Source organism: Ignavibacteriota bacterium, assembly GCA_013285405.1.
Classification (GTDB): Bacteria; Bacteroidota; Ignavibacteria; order Ignavibacteriales; family Ignavibacteriaceae; genus IGN2.
Genome location: CP053446.1, coordinates 3558647 through 3581515, shown reverse-complemented (window position 1 = coordinate 3581515; position 22869 = coordinate 3558647). Strand labels below are relative to the sequence as shown.

The window sequence follows — 22869 nt, the reverse complement described above, 5'->3', positions numbered from 1 at the left end:
TTGCAGGGCTCTATGAATTTTGTATTTAACTTGCTTAATTAATTAGTTTGGTCGGTGTTACAGCCAATATGAATAAAGCCGTTAAATTGTTATTAGTGTAAGTTTATCATTTATAAAAATATACTCGTTGGTATTTTAAGATAAATTATAGTTGCATAAATTGACCATAAGGGTTTTACCTCATAATTTCAGGATAATTAATAATTGTTGCATCCAGGTATTAAACAAAAAATGAGTTCAAATGAAAATTATTTTACTTTTAGCATTTCTTTTATTTAACAATAATTTTTTATTCTCTCAGTCTGATTTATGGTCAGATATCTCTGAAAACCAAATTCAACTTATTGGAGAGCGTGTCATTATTCCCGACTATTATCGAACTGTGAGATTGAATCTGCAGTTACTTACACAGTTACTTAAAGCTGCACCGGTTGAATTTACAATTGAAGCACTTGAAGTTAAAAGTATAATCATTCTTCCACTTCCCAATGGTTCAAATCAAAAGTTTAAATTCTGGGAGTCATCAACAATGGAACCTGAACTTCAGGCAAAATTTCCGGAGATACGAACATACACTGGTCAAGGAGTTGATGATCCTTATGCAACATTGAAATTCGATCTTACTCCGCATGGATTTCATGCACAAATACTATCTCCAAATGGTAGAGTATTTATTGATCCTCACAATAAAGGTGACAGAATTAATTACATCAGCTATTACACAAAAGATTTTACTAAACGTAATGCAGAGTTTAATTGCCAAGTGGTAACAAATGAGTTTAATTTACCGGAGCCAGAAAATTATTCTGACTCACCTGTTCCTCCCACTGGTCCGCAGTTGAGAACTTATAGACTAGCAAATGCAGCAACAGGAGAATACACAGCCTTTTTTGGAGGAACTGTCCCATTAGGTTTGGCTGCCGTGACAACCAGTGTTAATAGAGTGAACGGAGTTTATGAAAAAGAAGTTGCTGTCAGGATGGTTCTTGTTGCAAATAATAATTTAATTATTTATACAAACCCAAACACTGATCCTTATACAAATAACAGCGGCGGTACTATGTTGGGGCAAAACCAAACTAATCTTGATGCCGTTATCGGAAATGCTAATTATGATATTGGACATGTTTTCAGTACTGGTGGAGGTGGAGTTGCCGGATTAGGCGTGGTTTGTATAACTGGTCAAAAGGCAAGAGGTGTAACAGGTTCATCAGCTCCTGTTGGCGATCCCTTTGACATTGATTATGTGGCACATGAAATGGGTCATCAGTTTAGTGGAAATCATTCCTTCAATGGGAATGAAAGTTCTTGTGGTGGAGGAAACAGAAATGCTTCGACTGCTTATGAACCAGGAAGTGGAAGTACGATTATGGCTTATGCAGGTATTTGCGGTAGTCAGGATCTTCAATTACACAGCGATGCTTATTTCCATACAATTAGTTTTAGTGAAATCAGAACTTACACAAATTCAGGAAGCGGTAATGGTTGCGCTGTAATAACAAACACCGGTAATAATGCCCCAGTGGTAACCATTCCTTCCGGAGGATTTTATATTCCTAAAAGTACTCCGTTTGCATTAACCGGTTCTGCAACTGATCCAAATGGTGATGCAGTAACGTATTGCTGGGAAGAATTTGATCTGGGAGCCGCTGGTCATCCAAATAGTCCTTCAGGAAATGCACCGATATTCAGAAGTTTTAATCCATCAACTTCTCCAACACGAACTTTTCCAAAGCTTTCTGATTTATTAAACAATACTCAAACAATCGGAGAGTTGTTACCAACCTATTCACGAAACCTTACGTTCAGGTTGACTGTGCGCGATAATAAGGCTGGCGGCGGCGGAGTTGATTATTCACAGATGTCAACATTTTTTGTTGATGGAAACTCCGGACCTTTTCTGGTAACTTCGCCTAACACTAATGTTTCATGGCTTGGGAACACTCAGCAAACAATCACCTGGAATGTTGCAAACACAAGCTCATCTCCTGTGAATTGTGCTAATGTTAAGATTCTTCTTTCAACCAATGGTGGAAATAATTTTAATACTGTATTGATTGCAAGTACACCGAATGATGGTTCTCAGACGATCGATTTGCCTAATGTTCCAACTTCACAAGCAAGAATTAAAGTTGAAGCAGTTGGTAATATCTTTTTTGATATTTCAAATACCAATTTTACTATTGTGAATAATCCTATAGTTAACGATCCCGGTTCTTTTACTGCAACAGCCATTAACTTCTCACAAATTGATCTCTCCTTTACTACAAATGGAAGCGGTAACAATGTGGTTATTGTATGGAATTATGATGGTAATTTTTTAACACCATCAGGTTCACCACCGCCGGTTGGTAGTGCTTTCGCCGGTGGTATTTTATTATACAATGGAACAGTCTCTCCGGTTAGTCATACAGGGCTTACACAGGCAACAACATACTACTATAAAGCTTTTTCAAATTCTGGGATTAGTTATTCGCCAGGATTAACAGCAAATGCAACTACCACCACATTAACTGATTTCATTGTAAATTTTCAAGTGAGTGATAACTGTTCTAATACCGTTTCGTTATTTTTTGGTACTGCCCCGGGTGCATCAGATTGTTATGATCCGGGTTTAGATGTTTCTGCACCTCCTCCACCTCCGGCTGGTGCGTTTGATGGAAGATTTGTTAGTTGTGGTGAGCATTGGTTTACTGATATCCGTGCAACTAATATCTCAAATGAAAGAATTTGGCAGACTCTTTATACACCCGCAACGGGATGCAGTCCGGCAATATTTAGCTGGAATCCTGCACAACTTCCTGCTGGGGGATTTTTTCATCTTGTCGATCCAATATATGGCAATCTTGTTAATATAAATATGCGTACCAGAAATTCTTATTCAGATGCTTTGGGTTTAGGTCAGCTTCTGATAAAATATAATTTTCAGATTAATTCAAAGTATAATGTGTCTCCCGGATGGAACATGATTAGCCTTCCGTTAAGTGTTGCGGATAATAATTATCTGACTTTATTCCCAAATGCTGTTCCAGGAACACTTTTTGGATATGCAGGATCATATTATTCAACTACTTCGTTTCAAAATCACGTTGGTTATTGGTTGAAGTTTCCAGCTTCGGAATTAGTTAATATTTTTGGATCTGATATAACCGAGAGTGTCATCTCATTAAGCAGTGGTTGGAATTTAATTGGTGGTCCAAATTGTAATGTTTTATTGAGTACTGTAATAGATCCGGGAGGAATAATTATTCCGGGAACTTTGTATAGTTATTCAGGCTCTTATACAAACGTAAATTCAATTGATGGAACAAAAGCATACTGGTTAAAAACAAATTCAGCAGGAACAATTACGATCAGTTGTTCAACTTCAGTTGCTAAACAGAACGAAGAATTATTTGTATCAAAAGAAATATTTAATAACTTTTCTGAGATTAAGATTAGCGATGCAATCGGAAACTCTCAGGAATTATATTTTAATGGTAATCTTAATGATAATATTTCTATTGAAAGTTTCAGTTTGCCTCCGGTTCCACCTCAGGGAAGTTTTGATGCAAGACTTAAGGATGATTATCGCTTAACTGAAAATGATGAAGTCATCATTCAATTGCAGGCGGAAGAATACCCTTTAAGTGTTTCGATAACCAATCTGAACTTTAATGGAGAATATGTTCTTTTAGAAATTGTGAATGGGATTGAAGTTAATACTCATGCAATAAATGATGGCTCTGAAATATTTATAACTAATAAAGAGATTTCACTTTTAAAAATTATAAAACAACAAGATGTTCCAACCTCATATAATCTTGAACAGAATTATCCGAATCCTTTTAATCCAAGTACAACAATTAAGTTTGCATTACCAGAAGCTGCAAATGTTACATTGAGCATTTATAATACACTTGGTCAAAAAATAACTGAGCTTGTGAATAGTAATTTAGATTCAGGAAGATACAGTTATCAGTGGAATGCAGGCAGCTCTGCAAGCGGAATTTATTTCTATGAGTTAAGAACAGAGAAGTTTGTATCAATGAAAAAGATGATTCTTGTTAAATAATTTTAATTAAAAAATTTAACCGGGGGTATGCAAGTGATTATTAATAACTAAATATGGTAAATATCATGAGGCTATTTTTTCTTTTTTTTATCACGTTCAGCATTATCATTTCTGCGCAAAATAATGTAACATTTCTGAGCAATCTGAATCCACATCCGGCAGCCGGCTATGCGAATATCTGGGGTTACGTTGCTCCAAACGGAACCGAGTATGCTTTGCTTGGTGTTGGAACAGGAACCTCAATTATAAGTCTGGCTGACCCATCAAATCCTGTGGAGTGTGCCTTTATCCCTGCACCTCAATCATTATGGAGAGAATTAAAAGTTTGGAGTCATTATGCTTATGTTGCAACAGACGCTACCGGAAACGGATTGCAAATTATTGATCTGGCTCCATTGCCTGATACAGCAATTCTTGTGAACACCTTGAATACCTATTTTAATGATTGCCATGATCTTTTAATTGATAATGGTTATTGTTACACTGTTGGCGGAGATGGAATTGGTGGTTTGAGAATTTTAAATTTGGCTGATCCGGTTAATCCCGTTCAAACGGCTTACTACACCGCAAGCGGTTATATCCACGATATTTATATCTGGAATGATACAGTAATTGCATCTTGTGGTAGTTCACAACAGTACCATCTCATTAATGTAACAAATAAATCTAATCCGCAATTTATTAGTGCAAGCCAAACGCTTCCGGGAATTTATGCACACAGTGGATGGATGACAGAAAATAAAAGATATTTTTTTGCAACTGAAGAATTCAATGTTCGTGATATGACTGTTTGGGATTTACAAGATAGAACTTCATGGGATTTAATTATACCAAGCTGGGGGCTCAATAATAATTCAGTAATTCATAATCTTTATATTAAAGGAAACTTTGCTCACGTTTCTTATTATACATCAGGCTATTTAGTTCTTGATATTTCTAATCCAACAAATCCTCAAATTGCCGGTCAGTATGATACATATCCCGCAAATAATAATTCGGATTATGATGGTGCCTGGGGTGTTTATCCATATTTACCATCAGGGAATATTATTGTGTCTGATATGTCAACTGGATTGTATGTTCTTCATTTTGATGGAGAAGTTCAGACATTTCAATTGAACGTGAATGTATCCGATGGCTGGAATATGGTATCAGTACCGGGAACAAATCCTGATGGAATGGGAGTAGCAAATTGGTGGCCAGGTAGAGTTGGAGACGTTTATAAATATAATGCTGGCTATCAAACAATAACCACAGCAACACCTGGAGTAGGCTACTGGATGAAAAATAACGGAGCTCAGACTTATAATACAGGAGATGAATGGCCAGCAGGCGGATTGCAAGTAGTTGCACACACACCATTAACAGGAGCTATCGGCTGGAATATGATCGGTGGATATGAATTGATTGTAACAGCAGCGAACGTATCAACAAATCCACCGGGATTACAGAGTGGTCCGATCTACAAATATGCAGGTGGATACTCAGCTGCAGCAACAATAGATCCAGGATTTGGTTACTGGATAAAGTTGACAGGCGCAGGACAGATAATAATACCTGAGTCATTTGCTAAAGACAGCAAACCAGTAGAATACTTCCCTGAGAATTGGGGAAGAATAGTGATAACAGATGCAGCAGGAGTGAGCTACACACTGTATGCAGTAAATGGACAGGTTGACTTAAGTCAGTATGAATTACCACCAGCACCACCAGCAGGAATGTATGACTTCAGATACTCGAGTGGAAGAATAGCCGAAGACCTGAGCAGTTCAGTAAAGACAATCGAGATGAGCGGAGTAGTATATCCATTGACAGTAAGAGTAGAAGGAATGGATATCAGGTTGATGGATCAGACAGGAAAGACACTAAATCAAAACCTTAAATCAGGCGAAGAAATAGTAATCAGTGATGCAACGATCCAGAAGCTGATGGTATCGAGCCAATTGGTACCAACAGTATATTCACTTGAACAGAACTATCCGAATCCATTCAACCCAAGCACGATGATCGAGTTCTCATTGCCGGAGATGGCAAATGTAAAACTAAGTATCTACAATGCATTGGGAGAAAAGGTAGCAGAACTGGTTAATACTTCATTGCAAGCCGGAAAATATCAATACAACTGGAATGTCACGCAAAGCGGGATAGCAACAGGAATGTATATCTATGAGCTGAGAACGGATAATTTTGTATCAGTGAAGAAGATGTTGTTGATAAGATAAAATTCTCTATCTATGAGATCGGATTTATTGATTGTAGCGGCATATTAATTAAAAGGCTACTTATCAGAATAATAATTATATTTTCTTAATTACCTAAAACAAAGAATGGAACTTTCGTATGTATAAATTGATAGTAATGGTTTTGTTGTCATACCTTTTATCTTTTACAATCACACAAGCGCAAATCAATAAATTCTCCAAAGCACTTGAAATAAAATTGAGTGAAACTCCTGCAAATCATGAAACACTCGTCTGGATTTATTTCAATGACAAGGGACAGGACGTTAATTTCTATTTAAGCAATCCGGAAATAGTTGTAAGTCAAAAATCATTGAACAGAAGAGCAAAAGTTTTTGATAAAACTAGTTTACTAACCTACAAGGATATACCTTTGAATCGTGATTATATCAATCAAGTTAGATCGACAGGTTTTAAAATTAAGTGGCCCTCAAAATGGTTGAATGCAGTCAGCGGTAACGCAAACAAATATCAATTAGAAGAAATTGCATCACTACCCTTTGTGAAAAAATTAGATATCGTATATAAATTAAAAAGTGAAAAGCAACTTGATAATGAAAATACTTCGTTACTGAATAATGATGAATTGCTGCAACTAGACGGTGTTCACAGCTATGATTATGGCAGCTCTTATGCACAGCTTCAACAAATAAATGTGCCGTCTGTTCACGATTCGGGATACACTGGGCAGGGAGTTACTATATGTGTGATGGATGCAGGATTTAACCGTCTGAGTCACGAAGTATTTAATTCTATGGATATAATAGCTGCATGGGATTTTGTGAATAATGATCCTAATGTAGGCGATGAAAATGATATGGGAGAAGGATCTCATGGAACAATGACACTTTCTGATATCGGTGGTTTTGCACCAGGTAATTTGATAGGTCCGGCTTTCAATGCTGCGTACATTCTAGCAAAAACTGAAAACACTGACAGTGAAACACCCATCGAGGAGGATAATTGGATTGCAGCTATGGAATGGGCTGACAGCATTGGAGTTGATGTTACTTCAACATCACTTGGATACATTGATTTTGATCCACCGTACTCAAGTTATTCCTGGATGGATATGGATGGAAATACAACGGTTATAACAAATGGAGCTGATTATGCAGCTTTCATTGGAATTGTTGTAGTTAATTCTGCTGGTAATGAAGGATATAACTCTTCACACAATACACTTGGTGCACCAGCTGATGGTGACAGTGTAATCGCTGCTGGAGCAGTAAATTCATCGGGCAGCAGATCATCTTTTAGTAGTGTTGGACCTACTGTGGATGGAAGAATTAAACCAGATATTATGGCTTTAGGTTCGGGTAATGTAGTTGCCTCACCTTACAGTAATAACTCATACACTACTGCTAGTGGAACTTCATTCAGTTGTCCGCTTTCAGCCGGAGTTGCAGCACTAATTTTATGCGTCAATCCAAATCTTACACCAATGCAGGTAAGGGATGCAATGAGAAACACTGCATCGAAAAATAATAATCCGGATAATTTATATGGCTGGGGAATTCTTAATGCATTTGATGCAATCAATTATTTTCCACCACCTGCAGCTACTTTCCAACTCTCAGTTAACCTTGGCGACGGCTGGAATATGGTATCAGTACCGGGAACAAATCCGAATGGAATGGGAGTAGCAAATTGGTGGCCCGGAAGAGTTGGAGAAGTTTATAAATATAATGCTGGTTATCAAACAGTAACCACAGCAACACCTGGAATAGGATACTGGATGAAGAATAACGGAGCTCAGACTTACAACACAGGAGATGAATGGCCAACAGGTGGATTAAATATAGTAACTCACACAGCACTAACAGCATTGTCAGGCTGGAATATGATCGGTGGCTATGAATTGATTGTAACAGCAGCGAACGTATCAACAAATCCACCAGGACTACAGAGTGGTCCGATCTACAAATATTCAGGTGGATATTCTGTAGCAACGACACTTGATCCAGGATTTGGTTACTGGATAAAGTTGACAGATGCAGGACAGATAATCATACCAGAGACAATGTCAAAGGAAAGCAAACCAGTAGAATACTTCCCTGAGAACTGGGGAAGAATAGTGATAACAGATGCAGCAGGAGTGAGCTACACACTGTATGCAGTAAATGGACAGGTTGACTTAAGTCAGTATGAATTACCACCAGCACCACCAACAGGAATGTATGACTTCAGATACACGAGTGGAAGAATAGCCGAAGACCTGAGCAGCTCAGTGAAGACGATTGAGATGAGCGGAGTAGTATATCCATTAACAGTAAGAGTAGAAGGAATGGATATCAGGTTGATGGATGAGAGCGGCAAGAAGCTGAATGAAAATCTGAAGGATGGAGAATCAATAGAAATCAGTGAATCAACGATAGAGAAGCTGATGGTATCGGGAGAACTGTTACCAACAGTATATTCACTTGAACAGAACTATCCAAATCCATTCAACCCAAGCACGATGATCGAGTTCTCGTTGCCGGAGATGGCAAATGTAAAACTTAGTATCTACAATGCATTGGGAGAAAAGGTAGCAGAACTGGTTAATACTTCATTGCAAGCCGGAAAATATCAGTACAACTGGAATGCAAAGGACAGAGCTTCAGGAATCTATATCTACGAGCTAAAATCTGACAATTATGTCGCTGTAAAAAAGATGCTTTTACTTAAATAAATCAATGTTTATCAGCTTATTATTAAAATCTGCATAATAATTGTAGTAAATATTTTATAATTAATTATTAACAATTACTTGGCTTTTTCATTATTTTTATTAAAGTTGTGTAGGGTTTTAACTCGCATCTTGAAAGAGAATGTATGATAATCTGAAATTAATGTGATAAATTAAGTTATTGGGGAAATCATAGGATTTATATTGAAAATCAACATTCTTTCGTAAAATCACATAAACAATTCAGAATAGTTTATTTAGAGAAATTAATTCTTTTTAAAATTTTTTTTATAGTCATAATTATTTTATCAAAAAGTTTCTTTCCATGTTGTGTACTATTGATACGCTTATTTCAAGATAATATAGAACTTTGAGGGCAGATTTGAAATAATTCGAATTTTGCTTTATAAAAACTGGTATAATTTTTTAAATAAAAAGAGGTTGTTTTATAATCCATTTTTAGATAAATAATCTAAAGAATTAAAAGGGTGCGTTATGCTTAAACTATTTACAATTCTTTCATCAATTCTGCTATACAATGCATTTTTGTTCGGGCAAGTCTTTAACATAAGTCCTTCTAGTCTGAATTTCGGAAATGTAGTATTAGGAAGCAGTTCAACATTACAGACAACAATAAGTAATCCGGACACAATTGATCTTGTGATAAATGGGATAACAAGTTCAAACGGAGAATTCATATTTACACCAAATACATTTCCAGATACGATAACAGCAGGCGGCAGTCAGATATTTGATGTAACATTCACACCCACAGTGACAGGATTGTTAGCAGGAACACTTACGATCACACACAATGCATCAGGATCACCGACAGTATATTCAGTACAGGGGACAGGAGTAGCAGCAGGATTTAGTATCAGTCCTGCAAGTTTGTCATTTGGAAACGTAGTATTGGGAAGCAGTTCAACACTGCAGACAACTATAAGTAATCCTGGAACGAGTGATCTAGTGATAAATGGGATAACAAGTTCAAGCGGAGAGTTCATATTTACACCAAATACATTTCCAGATACGATAACAGCAGGCGGCAGTCAGATATTTGATGTAACATTCACACCAACAGTGACAGGATTGTTATCAGGAACACTGACGATCACACACAATGCATCAGGATCACCGACAGTATATTCAGTACAGGGAACAGGAGTAGCAGCAGGATTTAGTATCAGTCCTGCAAGTTTGTCATTTGGAAACGTAGTATTGGGAAGCAGTTCAACATTACAGGCAACGATAAGTAATCCTGGAACGAGTGATCTAGTGATAAATGGGATAACAAGTTCAAGCGGAGAGTTCATATTTACACCAAATACATTTCCAGATACGATAACAGCAGGCGGCAGTCAGATATTTGATGTAACATTCACACCCACAGTGACAGGATTGTTAGCAGGAACACTTACGATCACACACAATGCATCAGGATCACCGACAGTATATTCAGTACAGGGGACAGGAGTAGCAGCAGGATTTAGTATCAGTCCTGCAAGTTTGTCATTTGGAAACGTAGTATTAGGAAGCAGTTCAACATTACAGGCAACGATAAGTAATCCTGGAACGAGTGATCTAGTGATAAGCGGAATAAGTTCATCAGCCACACAGTTCACATTCAGTCCGAATGTATTTCCGGTAACGATAACAGCCGGCGGCAGTCAGGTATTTGATGTAACATTCACACCCACAGTGACAGGATTGTTATCAGGAACACTTACGATCACACACAACGCAGCAGGATCACCGACAGTATATTCAGTACAGGGAACAGGAGTAGCAGCAGGATTCAGTATCAGTCCAGTAAGTTTGTCATTTGGAAACGTAGTATTAGGAAGCAGTTCAACACTGCAGACAACGATAAGTAATCCTGGAACGAGTGATCTAGTGATAAGCGGAATAAGTTCATCAGCCACACAGTTCACATTCAGTCCGAATGTATTTCCTGTAACGATAACAGCAGGCGGCAGTCAGATATTTGATGTAACATTCACACCCACAGTGACAGGATTGTTAGCAGGAACACTTACGATCACACACAACGCAGCAGGATCACCGACAATATATTCAGTACAGGGGACAGGAGTAGCAGCAGGATTCAGTATCAGTCCTGCAAGTTTATCTTTTGGAAACGTAGTATTAGGAAGCAGTTCAACACTGCAGGCAACGATAAGTAATCCTGGAACGAGTGATCTAGTGATAAGCGGAATAAGTTCATCAGCCACACAGTTCACATTCAGTCCGAATGTATTTCCTGTAACGATAACAGCAGGCGGCAGTCAGATATTTGATGTAACATTCACACCCACAGTGACAGGATTGTTAGCAGGAACACTTACGATCACACACAATGCATCAGGATCACCGACAGTATATTCAGTACAGGGGACAGGAGTAGCAGCAGGATTTAGTATCAGTCCTGCAAGTTTGTCATTTGGAAACGTAGTATTAGGAAGCAGTTCAACACTGCAGACAACGATAAGTAATCCTGGAACGAGTGATCTAGTGATAAGCGGAATAAGTTCATCAGCCACACAGTTCACATTCAGTCCGAATGTATTTCCGGTAACGATAACAGCCGGCGGCAGTCAGGTATTTGATGTAACATTCACACCCACAGTGACAGGATTGTTATCAGGAACACTTACGATCACACACAACGCAGCAGGATCACCGACAGTATATTCAGTACAGGGAACAGGAGTAGCAGCAGGATTCAGTATCAGTCCAGTAAGTTTGTCATTTGGAAACGTAGTATTAGGAAGCAGTTCAACATTACAGGCAACGATAAGTAATCCTGGAACGAGTGATCTAGTGATAAGCGGAATAAGTTCATCAGCCACACAGTTCACATTCAGTCCTGATGTATTTCCGGTAACGATAACAGCAGGCGGCAGTCAGATATTTGATGTAACATTCACACCAACAGTGACAGGATTGTTATCAGGAACACTTACGATCACACACAATGCATCAGGATCACCGACGGTATATTCAATACAGGGAATTGGCATAGAAGCTTTCTCATCAAGTTTAAACTTATTAAATCTTGTGAATGTCATTACAAGCAGTATAGTGGATACGCAATTTACAGTTATTAATAATGGTACAGTTCCATTGCTGATAAACACAAATATAACTGATGCACCGAATTGGAATATTTCGCCAGATACAGTACTTATTCCAGCAGGCAGTAATTTTATTTTCACGCTTACATTTTCAGCACCTGCAACACCAACTACTTTTGCTGATACTTTAACTTTGAGTACTGTTGGTTTTCCATCATTAAGGATTCCTCTCTCTGCAAATGTTGTTTCTGATGCAGGAATTATTTTTGAACTGGATTCGGTTTATAAGTTGGAGGATAATTCTTATATGGAAATAATGCAACTGAAAAATTTAACTGATTCATTGCATGCATTCCAGTTTAGGATACAGGTTAATAAAGAAATTAGCGATAATGTGATTCTGATTTTCCAGAATATTCAAAAAGGTACTGATGTAGCAGATGCAAGCTGGATTTTAAGGTCAACGATTACAAGAGGACCGATCACTCCAAATGGTGCTTCGATGGATGAAGTATTTGTTCTCTTATACAATATTAATCAAGGTGCAGGTTTAGCACCGGGTAATTATAATAATCTTTTCAGAGTCAATTACACAGTAGCTGATCTTGAACCTTTACAGGATAGTTTAAAATCAACATTCCGGATAACACATGTGGAAGGCAGCGATTACCAGGGATTGCCAATTGACATTACACCATCCAGAGATTTATTAAATGTAATAGCAAGGAACCGAGTCTCATGGAGAGGCGATGTTAACAGTGATGGTTATCTGGATGTATTGGATCTGATAATGGTTGTTGATCATATTGTGAACGTTGATTCACTCAATGCAACTGAATTTTTCAGAGCTGATATTGCACCCTGGCTGCCCGGTCATGCAGTACCCGAACCTGATGGAATCGTTAATGTTCAGGAACTATCTTTGATTCAGAATATTATTCTGACAGGTCATTATCCTGATGGAACTCCGATAGGACCGGTTGCGAAAGCTAATTATTCAAAGTACAATGGCGATGAAGACGCTAAAATAACTTTGCATATCAGTAAAAAAGGAATTGAATCTTCTATCAATTCAACAATTGGCATCAGAGGTGTACAATTGGAATTATCAAATGTTGAAAGCAATCCCGGAAGTATGATAATTAATACTGATTTAGGCAGAGGTTTCTTTTTCTATGTTGAAGAAAATAAAATATTGCGAACGTTGCTTTATGATCCTCTGGGCGAAAAATATATCGAACAAGGTGAACACTTTCTGGCTGAAATGCCATTCACTCTTGATAAACCTGAAAATGTCACAATTGAAAAAATTGTAGTTGTTGATGTTAACAGAGAAAAATTAGAAAAGATACAGGTAGAAATAATTTACTCTAATCAGGTTGACTTGCCAGAGAATTATGCGCTTTTCCAGAATTACCCGAATCCATTTAACCCGGGAACTGTAATTGAGTTTACATTACCTGAAGATGTATCAAATGCAAAACTTTCAATTTATAATGCATTAGGTGAAAAAGTAGCAGAGTTGGTTAATACATCATTACAAGCCGGTTATCATAGTTACTATTGGAATGCAAAAGATTTTGCAACGGGAATGTATATTTATGAATTAAGAACTGATAAATTTGTTTCAGTTAAAAAGATGGTACTTGTAAAATAAGAACTGGAAAAGGTTTTCTTCAAATCCCACTTATCATTTATGAGTGGGATTTTTTATTGATATAATAATCTAAAATTATTTCGTCGATGCAATTAATAAGAAATCATTGATTCAGCTTATTGAGCTTTACTTATAATTTAATTAGGTTTGTTCAGGGATTTAAACAAAAACTCATATTTCAATTTTTTGGGAATTACATTATGAGCAATTCATTCCGGGTAGTTCTATTCATGTCATTGGCTTTGTTTGTGATGAATGAAACTTCATACACACAGAATTCACAATCTTCAGAAGATTTGAAAAGTAATAACAATAAAATTGATTTACAGAATATCTCTTCACCATCCGGGTTAGCAATTAACGAACTACACATGGTTTCGGATTCCGGTAGATCCGGTTATCCTATTTCAATTTCCTATTCAATAAATAATACCGATCAATTTGTTGGATTCCAGTTTGATATTATTCTTCCGTCTGTTCTATCATTTGTGGAGGATTCAGTATGGTTGTTTCGAAAAACGAATCATATAATTATTGCAAATCAGATTAATCCGCGGACTCTTAGAATATTTGCTTACTCTCCTACAAATCAACCATTCTCAGGAAATGATGGTGAGATTGTTAGGATATTGTTTAATCTGAATGGAACCAGCGCAACTTATAATGTTGGACTTAGTAATGTAGTTGTTTCTAATTCTAGTGGAGTGAATATACTTACCGGAGTATATCCCGGATTTGTGAAAATAATTTCTCCTGATATTTCCGGTCTTACGACAATCGACTTTGGTGAAGTATCTGTTTTGGATACTCTATCTTATGATTATCAATTGAGTAACACAGGAAATGATACATTATTCATTACAGAATTTTCTTCATCAGAAATATTTTTTTGGAATGAAACTTTGATTCCACAAATTCTTTTACCGGGTGATAATAGGTTATTCAAACTAAAATTTCATAATATCCACAAAGGACAACACACATCTGTTTTTACTGTAAGAAGCAATGATCCGGATGAGGATCCATTTTTTATTAATGTTTCTGCATCTTCGTTTGCACCTAATTATATGATCGTTCAAAATGCTGAAGCGTTTGTTGGTGATACTGTAACCTTAAAAATTAATGTGAACAACTATGAGCCATTCATTAATTTTCAATTGGATTTGGATTTCCCAGACAGTTTGACTTTTGTTCCGAACAGCGCCGTCCTGACAAACCGCAAGCAGGATCATCTTGTTTTTGAAGCTCTTCTTGCACCAAATAAACTTCGGTTGTTTACATTTACACAAAACTTACTGCCGTTTTATGGAGATACAGGCACTGTGGTCACAATGAATTTTGTAGCCGGAAATGATACAGGAATTTTTCCTCTTCATTTGAGTAATGCAATATTATCTGATTCTAATTCACAAAATTTAATCAGAGGAACTATTGACGGACAAATTCATGTAAAACCGGTTCCAACTTTTCAACTCTCTGTCACTTTAGCTAACGGATGGAATATGGTCTCAATTCCGGGTAAACATCCTCTGAATCAGAATATAGATACATGGTGGGCTTTCAGAGACAACTCAGCTTATGTTTATAAATATGTTGCCGGATATCAGACTGTTGTGAACTTACTTCCGGGTACCGGTTACTTTCTTAAACAAGCTGGTACCAGAACCTACAATACAGGAGATGAATGGCCTTCGAATGGTATTCAGGTAACAAGACATTATCCCATTCCGGCAAGTCAGGGATGGAATCTTTTTGGTGGATATGAATTAATTGTTGCAACATCATCAATTACAACAAACCCACCTGGATTGCAAACCGGAACGATTTTCAAATATTCCGGTGGTTACCATTTTGCAACTACATTGGAACCAGGTTTTGGATACTGGATAAAACTGACAAGTGCAGGATATATAATTCTTCCTGAAGAAGCAACGAAGGCAATTAAAGAAATTGATCCGTTCCCAGAAGATTGGGGAAGAATAGTACTGACGGATGCAGCAGGAGTAAGCTATACACTGTATGCAGTAAATGGACAGGTTGACTTAAGTCAGTATGAATTACCACCAGCACCGATGAATGGAATGTTTGACATCAGATATTCGAGCGGAAGAATAGCTGAAGACCTGAGCAACTCAGTGAAAACGATTGAGATGAGCGGAGTAGTATATCCATTGACAGTAAGAGTAGAAGGAATGGATATCAGGTTGATGGATGAGAGCGGCAAGAAGCTGAATGAAAATCTGAAGGATGGAGAATCAATAGAAATCAGTGAATCAACGGTAGAGAAGCTGATGGTATCGGGAGAACTGTTACCGACAGTATATTCACTTGAACAGAACTATCCAAATCCATTCAACCCAAGCACGATGATCGAGTTCTCGTTGCCGGAGATGGCAAATGTAAAACTAAGTATCTACAATGCATTGGGAGAAAAGGTAACAGAACTAGTAAACACATCATTGCAAGCCGGAAAATATCAATACAACTGGAATGTCCCGCAAAGCGGGATAGCAACCGGAATATATATTTACGAATTGAGAACTGATAAATTCATCGCAGTAAAAAAGATGGTACTAATTAAATAACTAAATGTTTCTATTAACTAAACTTACTTTACTTATGAATAAAATAACTTTAATTATTAGCGGATTAATATTGTTATTCTTTTCCGGAGGAATGGCTCAGGATGGAATGAAATCCAGTTTAAAGAATCATCAAACGAATGGTGGTTTAAAATTCGAATCAGAATCTGTCAATAGAAGTGCAAATGGCACATACTCTGAAATCATACAATTATTTAATCTGACTGGTAAAGCTCAGGCTATACAATTTAGAATCTTGATAAACAAAGCGTCGGATGATTATGATGCATTAATTTTCAAAGATATTGAAAAGGGAAGTGACTTAAAGGATCCAGGTTGGCTTTTAGATTTTAATGTGATAAAGGATAGCAGTAAAAACAGCAATGCAGAAGAAGTATTTGTGCTGTTGTATAATTCTAATCAGAATAGTGGTTTACAGCCTGGGGATTATTTCGATCTGGTTAAAGTGAATTACAAAACAATTAATTTGCCGGACACAAAAAGCATTAAAAAATCTTCAATGAAAATAGTTAAAGCTGAAGCAAGCACATTTGATGGTTTCCCGTTACTTATTCAATCAACTAAAGATGAAATAAAAATTAATATTGAAGGAAAGAAAAAATAAAATTTAACTCTGCCCCGAAATGGAATTAAATTTTGATGAAATGATATTTTAATCTCGTACAACTTTCTGGCAGAAACAATATTTTAAATTTTGATCAAAAGCTGTATAACGGTTACTATCTGATCCTTTTAAACTCTATTCTTCTATTGATTCGTCGATTTTCATCAGTATCATTCGGAACTCTTGGAAAATCTTCGCCATATCCTTTTGCTAATATTCTGTCTGGTGCAATTCCATTACGAATAAGCCAGAATCGAACAGCATCAGCGCGCTTTTGTGATAGAGTTCTGTTATTATTTTCACTTCCGACATTATCCGTATGACCACTTATTTCAATAATGATATCCGGATTTTTCATTAATGTTTCCAAGGCACTTCTTAAAACAAATTCAGACTGCGGTTCGATTTCTGCTTTACCTGTTGCGAATGTTATTCCATCGAGCACGATTGGAACGTTCATTTGTATAATATCATCATCAGGATCCAGTGGGTTTGTTTCGCGATGTATTTCCGTAAAGTCATCAACTGAGCCATTGTCTGTGTCTCTGTCAAGAGGATTTGTACCAAATTTTATTATTTCTTCACCATCTGATAATCCATCGAGATCGCTGTCTAAATTTGTCGGATCAGTGAGATAAATATTTACTTCAGCCCCATCTGATAGTCCATCACCATCTGTATCAGAACGAAGAGGATTGGTTTTATATTTTATAATTTCTAAACTATCTGACAGATCATCATTATCTGAATCAGGTTTTAATGGATTAGTCCCATATTTTAAAACTTCCTCTCCATCTGACAATCCGTCTTCATCAGTATCAGGATTTATTGCATTGGTATTTAGTTCTATCACTTCTTTGAAATCGTTTAACCCGTCGCCATCACTATCCGGATTTGTTGGATCAGTACGCCAATTTAAAACTTCATCACCATCATTTAAACCGTCACTATCAGAATCCGGATTTTTTGGGTCGCTTCCTAATTTTTCTTCTTCGCACCTGGAAAGTTTATCCTTATCTCTGTCGGAACTGCAGCTTTCATTAACCATTGTTAAACCTAAACCGATATTAATATAGGATTCCCAGGTTTTATCATTTTCATTTCTGTAACCTTCAAGATCAAAACCTGTAGAAAAAGCTCCACCAAGTGAAAGATCAAAAATAAAATTATCAGACAAAGGAAATTCCGCACCTGTTCCGACAGGTAAAAAACCTGTCCATCCTGCAGCCTTTACATTGTTCACACCAGGTAAATTTGTGGGTATTGTTGTTAAATCATAACTCATCATTCCAGCACCGACATAAAAATATGGATTCCATGTTTGAATATCCCAGGGTGTTATTCTAAAAGTTAAGTTTACAGGTATGATCGTAGTTTTATATTTTCCATAACTATTCTCCGGACTATCAAAATATGCTTTACCAGAGTAAGTACCATAACCAAACGTAAGATGTACTTCTAAAGATTTAGTAGCAGCCAATCCGAAAAATGCTTGATTAAGAAATGAAAATTCGTACCAATCAAATGAAAAATCATCATTATTGGAAAAACCAAGATTAGCAAAATCGTTCTCAGGAAAGAGTAGATTTGCGCGTATTCCGATTTTAGAACCCCAGTCTTTTAGTTGAGAATAGGATAGATTAGAAGTAATGATAATAACAAACAGAAAAAGAATAACCCTCACTTTGTTCATCTTTCTCCCGGAACGTTTTTGTGATAAATTTGAATCAATCAATTAAATACGATGAAATATTCTGCCCTGATGAATCCCTGCTAAACAGAGGAAAAATCTACGAAACCAAGTTAACAATATTTCGTGAAAAATGCTTTTTCTCAGCCCAATTAAACGAAAATTTCTTTCACGGAATAAAAATATATTTCTGAATTAAATTACCAAAAGTCCATTTTTTCATCGAAAAAAGATAAAATTTCTATCGTAACTACCTTATATTTTGTTACCCATAATTTCTTAAATTATTGTATATCACGATTAAATAAATTAACGATTGAAATGAGTTATCTACTTGAAAATAATGAAACCCTCAGCTTTGGTTTGAAAAGAATAGTGCTTGAACTGATTGACAGGTCGGTATTTAATCTTGCCAAGGGGAACGGCTCATTCAATGATGATGTTCATGATACCAGAAAAAATTTTAAAAAGTTACGTACTGTTTTAAGGCTTATTAAATCTGAGTTAGGAGGAAAAAATTTCTTTGCAGAAAATTTATTTTATCGGGATGCTGGCAGAACATTATCCGATTTAAGGGATAGTACAGTTTTAATTGAGACTTTCGATAAGCTTTTAAAAAATTCGGAAATTGAAATGTCAAACTTTGATTTTTCAGTGTTCCGGGAATTTCTGGTGGAAAAACACAAAACTATCCGGATGGCAAAGAGTAAGAAAAGTGCTCTTCTTAATTCTCTGTCAACTGATCTGATCCTTGCGAGAAGCAGAGTTTTTGACTGGCCTTTGAGTGGGGATGATTTTACACTGCTTAAAAAGAATCTCCAAAAAATTTATGAGCAGGGAAAGAATTATATGTACGCTGTATTCAGCGAATCGATTAAAGAGAACGTACACGAATGGCGAAAAAGAGCCAAGGATCTCTTGTATGCTATGAGAATATTGAACAACATCTGGACTGAAATAATGAGTCCGTTGGTTTTGCTGCTTGGGAAATTATCTGATACTCTCGGTGATGCAAATGATCTGTTCCTGTTAAAACAAAGAATTCTCTCAAACCAAAATAAATTCAAAGATGATCAGCACACGTGAACTTATTAATTTTATTGATCGAAGAATAATTGATTTACTCAGAGAAGCACGTTCCATTGGCAGAAAGATATATTCAGAAGATTCAAAATATTTTGTCGGCAGAATGCAAAATTATTTTGAAATCTGGCGAAGCGAATACACACCGCTTAAATATTATTCCGTCTGATAATTCTACTGACGTATTATTTAAAAACCTACCTCATAATAAAATCAGGTTTTAGTTTTGTTTACTTTTAGTACCAAAAATGAAATTGAATAACAGCAGAATTATTTTTTTGACTCGGTTCTTCAATGATGAACCTGTATTGTGGTCTGATTTCAATAAATGCATACGGGAACCATTCGAAGCCAACTATAACGCGCTGTATTTCATTCTTGCCAACATCAATATTCGGGTCAATACGGTCATATCGAACTACAGCTTCAATTCCCATTGTAATAACATATGCTGCTTCAGCCATAGCAAAGTTGGATTTAGTTCCGTTTGTAATAACATTATTTCCAAGATCAAATTCGCTGAGCAGCGAAAACCTGTCAAGCCCGAAACCAACAAAGCCACCATAAAAATCTGCTGAATGAGGAATTTTTGCAGCAGCGTATGAACCACCAAACATTAAACCTGCTCTACCTATTTTTGGAAAAAGTTCGATTCGCGTTGTATATGTTGGATCTTTTGAAAGCGTAAAATTGTTGGCAAGATTTGAACCAGCACTTGCTGTAAATAATCCCCAGTTACTAATATAAAGTCCTGCTTCAACTCCAGCTTCAGTATAATACGGTGTGTATATCAATCCCTGATTGCCATTTGTGGACAGCAAGAACATATCACCACCTCTGGTGTAAGCAGTGTGATCATCAATCCTGATTCCATAGTTTGGAATGAATGAACCAACTTTAATATAACTATTGTTTGGAAGTATTTGCGCAACTCCGTATGCTTCCCATACTTCATTAATGAAATCATATCTTCCCAACAAATTAATATTTTTTGCAAGACCTACATTTGTATAAATTGAGCCGGTCATCTGCTGGAAATCTGTTCGGTCCTTTTGTTCTGAGTAGAGGAATTGTGTTCTGTAATCAAGACCAAAACTGATATTATCTGCAATTTTTGGAGTAGTTGCAAAATCCTGATCTCTTGGAGTTATTGCACTCATAATATTTTTACCAAAGTTCCATCCATCTTCATTTCGCATCATTCCACCAGTTGGGTTATAATGACAGTCAATACATTTATCCCCAAGTCTGACTGCAAATCGTGGAAGCGAGAATGCTTCGGTGACGAATAATAATGCAAGTAAAAATATTCCCGCTGAAGATTTTAGGCTCATACATTCTCCAATTTATTCTTGAATTTTAGTGTTCTCACACATTTTGGCGGTTAAGATAAACAGTATCAATTAACATTACAAAATATTTTTTCTGTGGAAACTTTTTTGATAGTAAATCGTCAAAGATGCATTGAATTTGTTTTAAGGAGTAATTAATTTGGCGTCGTTCAAAAAAAATAATTTAATATGAGTATTGTCGTAAATAATCTTACAAAAAAATTCGGTTCACAAAGAGCTGTTGATAATATTTCTTTCGAAGTGAAAACAGGTGAGATACTTGGTTTTTTAGGACCCAACGGTGCCGGAAAAACTACCACTATGAAGATTCTGACTTGTTATATGGCACCATCAGATGGTGACGCAAAAATAAATGACCTATCTATTCTTGAACATCAGGACGAAATAAAGAAAAAAATCGGCTATCTCCCCGAGAATAATCCACTTTACTATGATATGCCGGTTTTGGATTATCTTAAATTTGTTGCAGAGCTTCAGGGTGTTCAGAAGGATAAGATTCAAGATAAAATTACTGAAATGGTTTTTGTGTGTGGACTAAATATCGAAAAACACAAAAAGATTGGTGAACTCTCCAAAGGTTTCAGGCAGAGAGTTGGACTTGCGCAGGCGTTGATTCACGATCCCGAAATTTTAATTCTTGATGAACCAACTACTGGTCTTGACCCCAATCAGATTGTAGAAATAAGAAAACTGATTAAGGAAATCGGTAAGCAAAAAACAGTGATACTTAGTACACATATTCTTCCTGAAGTGGAAGCTACCTGTGATAGAATTTTGATTATCAACAAAGGTAAAATTGTTGCTGACGGTACTTCTGATATGCTTCGTAAAAGAGCAAGAGGTGAAGAAATGGTAAGGGTTCAGATAGTTGATTTTGATAACAAAGATATGGTTATGAATGCATTGAAAGGATTAGATACTGTTGCCATTGTAGATTTCGTAAAAGATTCCAAAGATTATTTCCTCGTTACAAGTAAAGAAAATCAAAGTTCAAGAAAAGAGATATTCAAACTTTGCATTCAAAAAAACTGGGTGTTGAATGAAATGACACCAATCGAAACAAAACTAGAAGACATTTTCAGAGAATTAACTACCAACTAACTATGCACTCAATCTGGATAATTTCAAAAAGAGAGTTGAATTCATTTTTTGATTCACTCGTATCTTACATTTTCATTGTTGTTTTTCTTGGTATTGGCGGATTTTTCACCTGGCTGTTTGGATCCGATATTTTTCTAATCGGTCAGGCTACTCTGCAACCATTCTTCTCGATAGCTTATTTTACTTTATTCTTTTTCATTCCGGCGTTAACAATGAGAATGCTTGCCGAAGAAAAGAGAATCGGTACAATAGAATTACTCCTGACAAAAGCTGTTTCAGACTGGCAGGTTATACTTGGAAAATTTTTATCTTGCTTACTACTAATCTCTATCGCTCTTGCTTTAACACTTCCATATTACATAACAGTTTGGGCTATTGGTCCGATTGATCACGGTGCAGTTTGGTGCGGTTATTTTGGAATGATCCTGATGAGTATGGCGTATATTGCTATTGGATTGTTTGCAAGCAGTATAACGAATAATCAGATAGTCTCATTTCTGCTTGCACTTTTTATCGGAGTTTTCTTCCTGATAATTTTTGATGTCTTATCAAATTCGTTTACAGGAACAATTGGTCAGTTGCTCAGTTTTCTCAGTATGTCAACTCACTTTGATTCTATCTCAAGAGGAGTTATTGATTTACGTGATGTGATTTATTTTCTGTCAATTACTTTACTCGGATTAATTCTTGCAGAGACTTCCTTATCAAAAAGAAATATTGTGGAGTAAGGAGGCAAT

General features: G+C 36.4%; 12 protein-coding genes. 10 read left to right on the top strand and 2 right to left on the bottom strand.

The annotated features are described in order from the left end of the window. The first annotated feature begins 241 nt into the window (after positions 1-241). The 6 genes from HND39_15780 (at position 242) to HND39_15755 (ending at position 16906) form a co-directional block, all read left to right on the top strand. On the top strand, positions 242-4054 hold the full coding sequence (locus HND39_15780) for a T9SS type A sorting domain-containing protein (GenBank protein ID QKJ97617.1): 3813 nt from the start codon (positions 242-244) through the stop codon (positions 4052-4054). Positions 4055-4119: 65 nt separating this feature from the next. Next, a complete protein-coding gene (locus HND39_15775) occupies positions 4120-6276 on the top strand; it encodes a choice-of-anchor B family protein (protein QKJ97616.1) in 2157 nt (718 codons plus the stop codon). A gap of 118 nt (positions 6277-6394) precedes the next feature. Next, the gene (locus tag HND39_15770) at positions 6395-8968 is read left to right on the top strand and encodes a S8 family serine peptidase (GenBank protein ID QKJ97615.1); all 2574 of its coding nucleotides are present in this window, start codon (positions 6395-6397) and stop codon (positions 8966-8968) included. Between the two features lie 492 nt (positions 8969-9460). Beyond that, positions 9461-13699, top strand: coding sequence for a choice-of-anchor D domain-containing protein (locus HND39_15765; protein ID QKJ97614.1), 4239 nt, complete (start codon positions 9461-9463; stop codon positions 13697-13699). A gap of 200 nt (positions 13700-13899) precedes the next feature. Further along, entirely contained in the window at positions 13900-16284 is a 2385-nt protein-coding gene (locus HND39_15760; protein ID QKJ97613.1) for a T9SS type A sorting domain-containing protein, read from the top strand. 34 nt (positions 16285-16318) lie between these two features. Further along, positions 16319-16906, top strand: a complete 588-nt coding sequence (locus tag HND39_15755) for a hypothetical protein (protein QKJ97612.1) — start codon at positions 16319-16321, stop codon at positions 16904-16906. Positions 16907-17021: 115 nt separating this feature from the next. Here HND39_15755 and HND39_15750 read toward each other — a convergent pair whose 3' ends face one another. After that, a complete protein-coding gene (locus HND39_15750) occupies positions 17022-18599 on the bottom strand; it encodes an OmpA family protein (protein QKJ97611.1) in 1578 nt (525 codons plus the stop codon). A 318-nt stretch (positions 18600-18917) separates the two neighbouring features. Between HND39_15750 and HND39_15745 the strand changes: the two genes are divergently transcribed. Further along, entirely contained in the window at positions 18918-19682 is a 765-nt protein-coding gene (locus tag HND39_15745; protein ID QKJ97610.1) for a CHAD domain-containing protein, read from the top strand. Beyond that, on the top strand, positions 19666-19848 hold the full coding sequence (locus HND39_15740) for a hypothetical protein (protein ID QKJ97609.1): 183 nt from the start codon (positions 19666-19668) through the stop codon (positions 19846-19848). Before HND39_15745 ends, HND39_15740 begins: the two co-directional genes overlap by 17 nt. A 67-nt stretch (positions 19849-19915) precedes the next feature. On the opposite strand, the gene HND39_15735 is transcribed toward HND39_15740, so the two are convergent. After that, on the bottom strand, positions 19916-20989 hold the full coding sequence (locus HND39_15735; protein QKJ98040.1) for a hypothetical protein: 1074 nt from the start codon (positions 20987-20989) through the stop codon (positions 19916-19918). 210 nt (positions 20990-21199) lie between these two features. Between HND39_15735 and HND39_15730 the strand changes: the two genes are divergently transcribed. Together HND39_15730 and HND39_15725 are read left to right on the top strand one after the other, a co-directional pair. Further along, positions 21200-22132 carry an ATP-binding cassette domain-containing protein gene (locus tag HND39_15730; GenBank protein ID QKJ97608.1) on the top strand — a complete coding sequence of 311 codons (933 nt, stop codon included), beginning with the start codon at positions 21200-21202 and terminating at the stop codon, positions 22130-22132. A gap of 2 nt (positions 22133-22134) precedes the next feature. After that, positions 22135-22860 carry an ABC transporter permease subunit gene (locus HND39_15725; GenBank protein QKJ97607.1) on the top strand — a complete coding sequence of 242 codons (726 nt, stop codon included), beginning with the start codon at positions 22135-22137 and terminating at the stop codon, positions 22858-22860. Positions 22861-22869: the final 9 nt, after the last annotated feature.